Source organism: Myroides sp. C15-4 (assembly GCF_050522745.1).
Lineage (GTDB): Bacteria > Bacteroidota > Bacteroidia > Flavobacteriales > Flavobacteriaceae > Flavobacterium.
Window position 1 is genome coordinate 1 of record NZ_JBMVQX010000014.1, and the last position, 10,910, is coordinate 10,910.

A 10,910-nucleotide genomic window follows, 5' to 3' on the forward strand; every position below is an offset into this window, starting at 1 on the left:
AGTTTTTTTGGCGTTTGGCTTTTTTGTTGGGGCGCGGTTTGTTTGTTGCGCGGTTCTTGAAGGCGCGGTTTGCTCGTTGTGAGGTTCTTGAAGGCGCGGTTTGCTCGTCGTGAGGTTCGCTCGGTTTAATTTCGCGATTCAATACTAAGAAAGATTCTTCCTTATATATAATAGAGAAGAAATCTACATATATAATAGAGAAGAAATCTACTTCTTACAGATACATCAAAACAAACCGCGCGAACCGCACAAAAAACGAACCGCAAAAAAAAAGAGAGCCTAGGCTCTCTTTTTTCTATTTCTTCACAATGCGTTCTGTTTTTTCAAAACCATTGCCTTTTACTTTTACTATATATACACCAGAAGATAATCCATTAACATCTACTTCGACCTGATTACTTGTTATTGCCGTAATATTCTTTATACGACGACCACTAAAATCAAATAATTCAATCGACATTCCGTTCAAATCTGCATCTTCGGGAACCATTACATTTAATGTTTCCATCACTGGGTTTGGCCAAATAGCAAATAAGGAATCGTCTAATTCAAATTCTTCTGTTGATAAATTATCGAAATCACTACGGCTCATAATAAGAGAATATTCTTGTTTACCTCCTCTTAACGTTCCTTTATGTGTAACCTTAACAACATAGGTTCCAGTTTCAGCTGCTTCAATCTCCACTTTCTCCACGTTATCCACGTCATTATCACCTTTGAGTGCTGTTAGATTATTGAAATCTTTATTTAATTTCCAAGGGAAGTACTCTTCTCCATCTTTATACACACGTAAATCCAAGTCATTTACTAAAGAAGGATTATTCATCGCATAATCTTCGTCATAATTATTATCTGAATATCTTCCTTCAGGATCTGTCCATGCGATCGTCACTAAAATCTTAACACCACTATCAGAAACGTTAAATTGTTTTTCGTACGTTTCTCCTTGCGCTAATTCATTTTCCTCTAATACAACACCGCTTACTCTACTTCCTTCTAAAATTTGCACACCTGCTTTAGCGTTGATCAATCCCCATCCAAATTTATGGTCTGGTCCTGGAGCCGTTCCCGCTTCATCCGCTGTATGCACCATTAAAGCACGTATAGTTGCAGACTTCAATGGCATTTCTCTTTTTTCCATTGCCCATTGCTGCCATAGTGTAAAAATTCCGGTTACCCCTGGCGCAGCCATAGAAGTTCCATTATTAGTTATATATTTATTTGTACTAGGTGTAGCAGAAATTGGTCTAGGCAACTCATAATTCGATGAAAATACGCGAACTCCTTTTGCTGAAATATCGGGTTTAATACGGAAATCATTGGTTGGTCCGTAATTACTAAAAGAAGACATAGTAACACTTTCAGGGCCTGTATACGAATTCACTTGTTCAACAGCAGCTACTACTACCGTATTTTTAGAAACAGCTGTTCCTGTCAATAGATCGTTTCCGTTTTTACTTGGATTGATTAGTCGATACTCCTCTCTATCATTCCCTGCAGCAATTACAGGTTGATAATACTTATATCGATGTGCAATTTGATCAAATTCGATACTAGCCTCCATATACGTTCCAAAAATCTCTGCTGGAAATACAGGGCGACCAGAATCATCCAATGCTGCAAAACCATACGAGTGATTAGACACTAGTAAAGCGTCTTGTGCAGCAGCCCTCATCATCTCTGAGGCGTCATTTTCCCAATCATAGCTTAGGATTTTCGCCTCTGGCGCCATTCCTTTTGCATTGGCATTGACTCCTGTTGCACCGATTGTTCCCGATACGTGGGTAGCATGTGAACGTCCTTCTTCAAAGACCAGACGATCTATAGAACTCATTGCTTGTAAATCTTGCACTGGATTTCTCAATTCCATACGGCTACCTCCATTTTGTCCGCCTTGAAACTCCACATGCGTATCCAATGCTGGCTCCCCATCCCATACAGCAACAGTCATTCCTTTCCCATCGAGGTTTAAACCTAAACTTCCGCCTGGAGCAATATCATTTACACGCGCTGTTGTTCTACTTCCAGCATTACTTGTTATATAATAAAAGAAGTTTCCTTTCTCATCAATTCGCTGTAGTGAAAACACTCTTCCATCCTGTGTAACCCCTTGTGTGGGTCTACCCATTTTTTCCGCAGCTTTGTAAGCAACTTCTTTTGCTAAGGTGCGTTTTTTCTCTACTGATTTGATTTCCTCTACTTGGGTTGTACCATACGTAGCGGTAACCTTCTTTTTAATTTGAGCATTTTGAGCATTTACACTCACTCCCCACAGAGAAAATAAGCTAAATAGCAACAAAGTATTTTTTTTCATAAAGCGGTATATTTTAATTGTTCTAGTTTTGGGATTGGAAAGTTAAGCATAATTCACATAAGTCGACTTAATTTTAACTAAAAATAGCATAAAATAGATCTTTTACAACAAATTCAAAAGTATAAACGAGTGTTTTTCGAGATAGAATACGAATAACACAAAATTATAGCGGGTAAAAAAAAGGAAGTCTGCATAATTGCAAAAAAAAAGTTTGAATGCGAGCATTCAAACTTTTATATATTTCTTATAATAAAAAACAAGAGTATCAAACCTAGAAAACCATAAGCGAAGGCATTAGAAAAGCCGAATCGCTGGGCGAAGGTTTTATTTTTCATGATATAAGTTTCAACAAAGAGCACATAGATGTATGCAAATACTCCGAGATAAACATAGATCAGCTGGTTGTAATAGAACGCTTGTTTCAGTTCACCTTTTACTAGGGACGCTATAGCTCTTTGACCTCCACAACCGGGGCAATCTAATCCTGTATAGTCTTTGATTGAACACGTTACTATCGTGGGAAAACTATTAAATCCTTTGACAAAAGTAAGAACAATTCCTAGAGGTAGGACAACATACAAAAGGATTCGATAAAAAATCCGCATACGGTTATACTTACATTCTAGCCTCTTGTCCCATTCTCATTGCTTCTTGGATTGACTCTATATAAGCATCCCATCCTCCTAATTGTTGGATATTATACCAAGCATAAACGATATGAATAACAAAAATACCCAATACAATCAAGCTGATTATTTTTGCGTTTTTAGCAGCTTTAACTGATCCTTCGTAATCTCCTTGATCATACTTTTTACCAGATTGAGCTGACATTACAATAGCGACAATACCGATTAAAAGCCCAATACAAGAACAAAATCCTAAAATTGTTGATACGATTGATAAAGCCAAATAATTATTTGGTTTAGGTGGCATTTGATTTTGTGCTTGATTTGAAAAAGCATCAAAACTCTGATTGAAATTACTTTGTTCCATTTCTTAAAATTTTAACGCAATATACTACTTTTTTGATCGTATTATATAAAACGTTTTACATACTGTTCCAAATTTTCTTGATAGTTCGCTTGAGCTTCATCCACAAGAGCATCTACATCGTCAATTGTCAAAATTGGCTTTAATTTCGCATCACTGCGCAACCAGTCTAAATATTCCATATTGAAGTCTGCTGCTGTAAATTCACCATCTTCTTCTAAGGCTTCTTTATCTTGGAAATAAAACTCATCCTCATACACCACTGCTTCCACATCATAAGCAGCTATTTGTAGCAATTCTTGAATATTTTGAGCTACGACAAAGATCCCGCCTTCATCACCAAAAACGACTATTGGTGCTTTTGCCAAATCTTCTTCGCTGTTTTGGATCCAAAATGCATAAATACTTCCGGAGCTATTTGCCTCAGCGAAGGGAATAAAAGCTTTTAGAAACGCTTCATCTGTTGAGTAATTCTCAATCAACGACGTTTCTTCTGTCATTAAATAAATCGCATTTGAATAATAAGATGGGATGTTTTCTGATACTTGAAACTCTAATAAGCTCTTCAATTCCTTAGGAATTTTGTACCCTTTAAATAATGCAGTAAATTCTTGTTTTACCATTGTACTGTTCATTTTCGCCTTGGATAGAGGCTCTATTTTCAACTTAAATTAAATTAAACTATACAAGATTTGACTTTCATTTATCAACCTTGCTTTGATCGAATAAAGATAAAATTTTTTCTTTTACAAAAAACAATTCTGCAAACATTCTTATTTTTTTCTTTAATCATGCTATAAAATTATGACATTCAATCAAAAAAAACGCATACATCGGTTCTTTTTATCAATCAAAAGTGGCATTTTATCGATTACTTTCGACAAACTGAATTTCGCCTTAGGGTTTCAATTGGCTAAATTCTCTTATTTTTGAGCGTAAAAAAACGTCCAATGAGTCAATATAAAACGATTTACCTTGCTTCTGCCCTGATTACAAATGCTGTTGGAGACCTGTTAACTGTTCGCAAAAAGGGATCAGTCTACTATATGATGGCTGGAGGAAAAATTGAAATGGGGGAAACTCCGCTTCAAGCACTACAGCGTGAATTAGAGGAAGAGTTAAACTTTATCCTAACGCCTGAAGACATTCGTTATTTAGGCACACATCAAACACAAGCCGTTAATGAAGTCAATACACTTGTGCATGCGACAGTTTTTCACATCAAAACTACTTTCACTTCTTTTACTCCACATGCAGAATTAGAAGAGATTAAATGGCTTACCTATGATACGTATTCAGAAGTTCCCCTCGCCCATCTCCTTCAAGAGTTTAGTATTCCTTTATGGTTAAAACAAAAAAATCTCAGTTGTGACTGAGATTTTCTATTTTTTACCCTTGTTTCTTTACAAATTTGGTTAGAATGACAATCGTCTGACCATCTACTTTACCTTCAATGAATTCTACATTATTTGGATCTAAACGGATGTTTCGTACAGCGGTACCAATTTTTGCGTTTAATGAAGATCCTTTTACGTCCAAATCTTTAATTAATGTTACCGTATCACCCGCGGATAAAATATTTCCATTGCTGTCTTTGTGCAATTCCACTGATCCATCTCCTGTATGATCACCAGTAGCTTTAGCAAATTCCATCAGTTCATCATCTAAATACATCATTTCTAAATTATCGGCTGCCCAGCTTTCCTGTCTGAAGCGATTCAACATACGCCATGCTACTACCTGAACGGCAGGTACCTCACTCCACATGGAAGTCGTTAAACACTGCCAATGGTTGCTGTCTAATTCTTGTTTTTTTTCGATTTGATCCAAACAAGTTTCACAAATATAAATTTCCTTATCTGCCTCATTAGCAGCTGCTGGCGGAACTTCATAAACCTTCAACTGTCCTGTAGATTCACATAGCTCACATTTATTTCCACTTCTCTCTTTTAACTCCGCTTCCGTTTTCATAATACTGATAGAATATAATTTAAAAATGCAAATATAACGTTAAAAATCTATTTATAAAAACCAATAAAAGTCCTTTAGATTAAAAGTAAAAACATGAGAATACCTCTAATTTGATAATAGGAAAATGGAGATGGGAAAATGGAAATGGGAAAATGGAGATGGGAAAATGGAGATGGGAAAATGGAAAATGGAAATGGGAAAATGGAGATGGGAAAATGGAGATGGGAAAATGGAGATGGGAAAATGGAAATGGGAAAATGGAAATGGGAAAATGGAAATGGGAAAATGGAAATGGGAAACTGAAACGCAGTGTAGGTCCATCGAATACCAAAACAAATATAAACTAGGTGAGATAAATAGAAGAAGCTGACGAACAACGAACTGCACAAAGCACAAATCGAAACGCAGTGTAGGTCCATCGAATACCAAAACAAATATAAACTAAGTGAGATAAATAGAAGAAGCTGGCGAACAACGAACTGCACAAAGCACAAATCGAAACGCAGTGTAGATCCATCGAATACCAAAACAAATATAAACTAGGTGAGATAAATAGAAGAAGCTGACGAACAACGAACCGCGTAAAGCACAAATCGTAACGCAGTGTAGGTCCATCGAATACCAAAACAAATATAAACTAGGTGAGATAAATAGAAGAAGCTGACGAACAACGAACCGCGTAAAGCACAAATCGTAACGCAGTGTAGACCCATCGAATACCAAAACAAATATAAACTAGGTGAGATAAATAGAAGAAGCTGACGAACAACAACCGCGTAAAGAAGCTCCCTTTTCCATTCTCCCTTTTCCATTCTCCCTATTTCAATATTCTATCAAAAGACTTAACTTTACTCCTTAACAACACATTATTTTTCTACTATGAAAACAGATATTGAAATTGCAAGGGAAAGTGATTTAAAAAGCATTTACGAAATTGCTAAAAATATCCACTTACCAGAAGAACACGTAATTCCCTATGGCAAGAATATGGCGAAAGTTCACCTTCAGGCTAATCAAAAAGAGCAACAACAAAAATCCAATTTAATCTTAGTAACTTCTATCACGCCTACCAAAGCGGGAATTGGAAAAACAACGGTATCGATTGGGTTGGCTTTGGGATTAAACAAAATTGGCAAAAATGCCATTGTCGCTTTGAGAGAACCTTCGTTAGGCCCTTGTTTTGGAATGAAAGGTGGTGCAGCAGGTGGAGGTTATGCACAGGTTTTGCCCATGGAGAATATCAACTTGCATTTCACTGGAGATTTTCACGCGATTACTTCAGCACACAATACACTAAGTGCTTTATTTGACAACTATATGTATCAAACAAGAGCCGAAGCTAATGGAATCAAAGAGGTTTTATGGAAAAGAGTTTTGGATGTGAATGACCGTAGCTTGCGCTATATTAATTCTGGTTTAAGAGGAAATGCCAATGGTATTCCGCAAGAAAGTGGTTTTGATATTACTCCTGCATCAGAAATCATGGCCATCCTGTGTTTGGCAACAGATATAGATGATTTACGTCGACGCATTGAAAATATTCTTTTGGGGTATCGCCATGACGGCAGTATGTTCACCGTGAAAGATTTAGGTGTCGCTGGCGCAATCACGGTCCTTTTAAAAGATGCCTTAAACCCCAATTTAGTTCAAACAACAGAAAATACAGCAGCCTTTATTCACGGCGGGCCTTTTGCTAATATTGCCCATGGTTGTAATTCAGTTATTGCAACGAAAATGGCGATGAGCTATGGAGATTATGTAATTACAGAAGCTGGTTTTGGTGCAGACTTAGGGGCGGAAAAATTCTTCGATATCAAATGTAGAAAATCAGGTTTAACACCTAAACTAACGGTAGTTGTTGCTACGGCACAAGGATTGAAGATGCATGGAGGAATTCCAATCGAAGAGATCAAAAACAAACACATCGAAGGCATTGAAAAAGGACTTGAAAACTTACAAAAACACGTAGAGAATTTGCGCTCATTTGGACAGTCTATTGTCGTTGCTTTTAATAAATATGCTACGGATAGTTTAGAAGAAATTCAATTGGTGGAAGATTACTGTCGGGCAAATGGTTTAGGGTTTGCCATCAACAATGCCTTTACTGAAGGAGGTACGGGGGCTATAGCCTTAGCAGAAGAGGTTGTACAGATGATTGAACAAAACCCAAGTCAATCCTTACAGTTCCCTTATACAGATGAGATGTCAATTGGAGAAAAAATAAAAGCAGTCGCTACAAAAATTTACGGGGCTTCCTCCGTTAGTTTTAGTCCAGCTGCACAGAAAAAGATCAATCAGATTCAAGCTACAGCAATGAATCTATTCCCTATCTGTATTGCAAAAACGCAGTATTCATTCTCTGCTGATGCCCATGCTTATGGTGTTGCAAAAGATTTTTCAATTGCGATTAACGATATTGTAATCAATAATGGAGCTGAATTTATTGTGGCTATTGCTGGTGATATTATGCGTATGCCTGGACTTCCCAAAGTGCCACAAGCAACAAAAATTGATTTAGTGAATGGTTTAGTGGAAGGGTTAAGCTAACCCACATCCAACGCATTTAATAGTAAAAGCGAAAAATTGAATTTTTCGCTTTTTTTTATTCCCTAAACTGTGAATTACATAAATATACCCCCTTGTTATTTATAATTTAATTTTTAACAAATTCTACTTAACAAACAAAACCATTATTCATTATATTTGAGAAAATTTAGAAAAAATAGCAAATAAAAATACACATATCTCCTAATTTTAATGAAAGATATCATTCACCACCTATTTTTCCCAATTTCAAATGCAATCATGACCGTTTTAATGCTTATTTCTGTCATCTACTGGTTATTTTCTGCAATAATGGGTGGTCTAGATGGCATAGATATTGCATCAGAACCAAGCGTGGATCTAGATGTAGATACCAGCTTTGACTTACAACAGAATCACATCGACATTCTTCACGATAAAGAACCGGATCTGGATGAGCCAGTCGTATCTCATGAGTCAGGCCTTGTAGCGAAGTTACTGCATTATATGAATGTTGGACAAGTTCCTTTTATGATGGTATTGACTATTTTCAAGTTTTTTACTTGGGCTGGTTCTCTAGTAAGTACACTATCGCCTCAGGTTGTCAATTTAGGCAATTGGTCTGTGATCATTTTGATTCCCTTGGCCGTTGTCGCCATTATACTCACTCATTATGCAACACTTCCTTTGGGTAATTTCCTAAAAAGAACGGGCTATCACGGAGATAAAATTATCGATTTTATTGGGCGTGAGGGGGTGATGCAATCGAGTATCGAAGCTGAAAAGCACGGAATTATGCAACTAGTAGTCAACCAAGATCCGATTAAAGTCATGGTGGCTAGTTGGGATGGTGCTCCTATTCAATTTGGAGATCGGGTATATATTATAGAAAGAGCTCAAACACCTAACTTATATTATGTGGTCAAACGCATGTAATCATTTTATCAATCACTAAAAAACAAATTTTATGGACTTCGGATTAGGAACAATAATAGCAATCATCGTTGGTGCTTTATTTCTATTAATTCTATTATTCTTTGCAGTACTCGCTACTTTCTACAAGAAAATACCGCAAGGAAAATCAATTGTTAGAACGGGTATTGGCGGTACCAAAGTTGCTTTTAATAAAGGGATTTATGTAGTTCCTGTATTTCACAAAATGGAAATCATGGATATTTCTGTAAAAAAGCTTCAAATTGACCGTATGCAAAAAGAGGGATTAATTTGTAAGGATAACATCCGTGCCGATATTAAGGTTGCCTTTTTTATTCGCGTCAACAAATCCATAGAAGATGTAATTAACGTAGCCCAAACGTTGGGATGTGAACGCGCAAGCGATGTGGAAACACTGCGCAATATTTTTGAGGCGAAGTTTTCTGAAGCGTTAAAAACAGTGGGAAAGAAATTTGAATTTATCGAATTATATGAGGCTCGTCGTGAATTTAGAGATGAGATTATCAATATTATTGGTCGCGACTTAAATGGTTACATCTTGGATGACTGTGCGATTGATTATTTAGAGCAAACGAATATTTCGCACTTGGATCCACAAAACATTTTGGATTCGGAAGGGATTAAGAAAATTACAGAACTAACAGCTTTACAAAACATCAATGCGAATTTGATTCGCCGTGATGAGCAAAAGGTAATCAAGAAGCAAGACGTGGAAGCACGTGAAGCTATTTTGGAATTAGAAAGACAGCTATCAGAAAAAGAAGAAAAACAACGTCGAGAAGTTGATAATATCAAATCGCGTGAAGAAGCAGAAATTCAAAAAGTACGCGAAGAAGAGCGCTTAAAATCAGAAAGTGTGCGCATTGCCACCGAAGAGAGTTTAGCGGTATTGGAAGAGAACAAACTACGTCAAGTTATTATTGCAGCGAAAAACAAGGAGCGCACAGATGCTGTTGAAACCGAACGCGTAGAAAAAGATCGCGCTTTGGAGCAAACGGAACGCGAGCGCATTGTGTCGTTAGCTCAAATAAACAAAGAACGCGCCGTAGAAGAAGAGAAGAAAACGATTCAGAATGTTATCCGCGAGCGCGTTCAATTAGAGAAAGGTGTCGTGGAAGAACAACAAGGCATCAAAGATGTAGAAGCTTTCAGAGAAGTAGAAAGAGAAAAACAAGTTGGTATTACCCAGGCAAGTAAAGTTGCAGAAGAGAACTTAATCAAAACAATTAAAGAAGCAGAAGCGAAGAAATTTGCACAGGAACAGATTTCGCAACAAATGTTAATCGAAGCAGAAGCACAAAAAGAAGCGTCAATCAAACAGGCCGAAGCACGTAAGATATTAGCTGATGCACAAGCCCGTGAAGATGCTACTTTAGGACTTGCAGAAGCAGAAGTAATCAAAGCAAAAGCAGAAGCAATCGAGCAAGAAAGTATTGTAGAGGCTTCTAAAATCCAACGTATTGCTACAGCTGAAGCGGAGGGAATTGCAGCCAAAGCGGAAGCCAAACGCAAAGAAGGTTTAGCAGAAGCAGAAGTAATCAAAGAAAAAGCAATTGCCGATGCAGATGGATTAAAAGAAAAAGCAGATGCGATGAAGCAAATGGATGGTGTTGGCAAAGAGCACGAAGAGTTCAAACTTCAGCTTCAAAAAGAAAAAGAAGTAGAGTTAGCGGCTTTAAACATTCAAAAAGACATTGCTAAATCACAAGCCGATGTCCTTTCTTCTGCTTTACAAACAGCAAAAATTGACATTGTTGGTGGTGAAACAATGTTCTTTGAGAACATTATTAACCAAGTAAGCCGTGCAAAAGGATTCGATCAATTAGTTGAAAAAAGTCAAAATGCACAAGATGTTAAAACGGCTCTTTTAGGCGATGGTACTTCCATCAACCAAGGTGACCTATTCAACAATATCAAATACTACGCTCAACAATTTAATGTGACAACGGAAGACCTAAAAAATCTGAGTATTGCTGCTTTAGTAATGAAAATGCAACACAATGCTACAGAAGAAAATCAAGGGCTATTGGGAACAATCTCCGATGCCGTACAGCGTTTAGGTATAGGAAATAAGAAATTATCTTAACAAAATACAGTAGTCACTCTTTTTTTAGAAAGAGTGACTTTTTATTCGTTAGACCGCTACCCTATTTTTAAT

Annotated in this window: 10 protein-coding genes; 5 read left to right on the forward strand and 5 right to left on the reverse strand. The window is 37.0% G+C overall.

The genetic code is table 11. From position 1 onward, the window contains the following. Positions 1-295 precede the first annotated feature (295 nt). The 4 genes from ACPDHL_RS08085 to ACPDHL_RS08100 all read right to left on the reverse strand — a co-directional run bounded on the left by ACPDHL_RS08085 (position 296) and on the right by ACPDHL_RS08100 (position 3,939). A complete protein-coding gene (locus ACPDHL_RS08085; protein WP_430532268.1) occupies positions 296-2,314 on the reverse strand; it encodes a S8 family serine peptidase in 2,019 nt (672 codons plus the stop codon). A 233-nt stretch (positions 2,315-2,547) separates the two neighbouring features. After that, on the reverse strand, positions 2,548-2,919 hold the full coding sequence (locus ACPDHL_RS08090) for a DUF2752 domain-containing protein (RefSeq protein WP_430532269.1): 372 nt from the start codon (positions 2,917-2,919) through the stop codon (positions 2,548-2,550). Between the two features lie 10 nt (positions 2,920-2,929). After that, the gene (locus tag ACPDHL_RS08095) at positions 2,930-3,307 is read right to left on the reverse strand and encodes a CD225/dispanin family protein (RefSeq protein WP_430532270.1); all 378 of its coding nucleotides are present in this window, start codon (positions 3,305-3,307) and stop codon (positions 2,930-2,932) included. Positions 3,308-3,348: 41 nt separating this feature from the next. Continuing rightward, positions 3,349-3,939 carry a cell wall assembly protein gene (locus ACPDHL_RS08100; RefSeq protein ID WP_430532271.1) on the reverse strand — a complete coding sequence of 197 codons (591 nt, stop codon included), beginning with the start codon at positions 3,937-3,939 and terminating at the stop codon, positions 3,349-3,351. A gap of 315 nt (positions 3,940-4,254) precedes the next feature. Between ACPDHL_RS08100 and ACPDHL_RS08105 the strand changes: the two genes are divergently transcribed. Next, a complete protein-coding gene (locus tag ACPDHL_RS08105; RefSeq protein WP_430532272.1) occupies positions 4,255-4,680 on the forward strand; it encodes an NUDIX hydrolase in 426 nt (141 codons plus the stop codon). 13 nt (positions 4,681-4,693) lie between these two features. On the opposite strand, the gene ACPDHL_RS08110 is transcribed toward ACPDHL_RS08105, so the two are convergent. Next, positions 4,694-5,275 carry a PhnA domain-containing protein gene (locus tag ACPDHL_RS08110; RefSeq protein WP_430532273.1) on the reverse strand — a complete coding sequence of 194 codons (582 nt, stop codon included), beginning with the start codon at positions 5,273-5,275 and terminating at the stop codon, positions 4,694-4,696. Positions 5,276-5,385: 110 nt separating this feature from the next. Here ACPDHL_RS08110 and ACPDHL_RS08115 point away from each other — a divergent pair, with 110 nt between their 5' ends. The 4 genes from ACPDHL_RS08115 (at position 5,386) to ACPDHL_RS08130 (ending at position 10,838) form a co-directional block, all read left to right on the forward strand. Next, a complete protein-coding gene (locus tag ACPDHL_RS08115; protein ID WP_430532274.1) occupies positions 5,386-5,622 on the forward strand; it encodes a hypothetical protein in 237 nt (78 codons plus the stop codon). A gap of 532 nt (positions 5,623-6,154) precedes the next feature. Then, positions 6,155-7,822 (forward strand): formate--tetrahydrofolate ligase, encoded by a 1,668-nt coding sequence (locus ACPDHL_RS08120; protein ID WP_430532275.1) that lies wholly within the window; start codon positions 6,155-6,157, stop codon positions 7,820-7,822. A gap of 210 nt (positions 7,823-8,032) precedes the next feature. Next, positions 8,033-8,734, forward strand: coding sequence for a hypothetical protein (locus ACPDHL_RS08125; RefSeq protein ID WP_430532276.1), 702 nt, complete (start codon positions 8,033-8,035; stop codon positions 8,732-8,734). 31 nt (positions 8,735-8,765) lie between these two features. Then, positions 8,766-10,838: a flotillin family protein gene (locus tag ACPDHL_RS08130; protein ID WP_430532277.1), complete on the forward strand. Its 2,073-nt coding sequence runs from the start codon at positions 8,766-8,768 to the stop codon at positions 10,836-10,838. Positions 10,839-10,910 lie beyond the last annotated feature (72 nt).

Excerpts from the sequence above, each read along its gene's own strand:
- ACPDHL_RS08085 (WP_430532268.1), bottom strand. The coding sequence starts at position 2,314 with ATGAAAAAAAATACTTTGTTGCTATTTAGCTTATTTTCTCTGTGGGGA.
- ACPDHL_RS08090 (WP_430532269.1), bottom strand. The coding sequence starts at position 2,919 with ATGCGGATTTTTTATCGAATCCTTTTGTATGTTGTCCTACCTCTAGGA.
- ACPDHL_RS08095 (WP_430532270.1), bottom strand. The coding sequence starts at position 3,307 with ATGGAACAAAGTAATTTCAATCAGAGTTTTGATGCTTTTTCAAATCAA.
- ACPDHL_RS08100 (WP_430532271.1), bottom strand. The coding sequence starts at position 3,939 with ATGAACAGTACAATGGTAAAACAAGAATTTACTGCATTATTTAAAGGG.
- ACPDHL_RS08105 (WP_430532272.1), top strand. The coding sequence starts at position 4,255 with ATGAGTCAATATAAAACGATTTACCTTGCTTCTGCCCTGATTACAAAT.
- ACPDHL_RS08110 (WP_430532273.1), bottom strand. The coding sequence starts at position 5,275 with ATGAAAACGGAAGCGGAGTTAAAAGAGAGAAGTGGAAATAAATGTGAG.
- ACPDHL_RS08120 (WP_430532275.1), top strand. The coding sequence starts at position 6,155 with ATGAAAACAGATATTGAAATTGCAAGGGAAAGTGATTTAAAAAGCATT.
- ACPDHL_RS08125 (WP_430532276.1), top strand. The coding sequence starts at position 8,033 with ATGAAAGATATCATTCACCACCTATTTTTCCCAATTTCAAATGCAATC.
- ACPDHL_RS08130 (WP_430532277.1), top strand. The coding sequence starts at position 8,766 with ATGGACTTCGGATTAGGAACAATAATAGCAATCATCGTTGGTGCTTTA.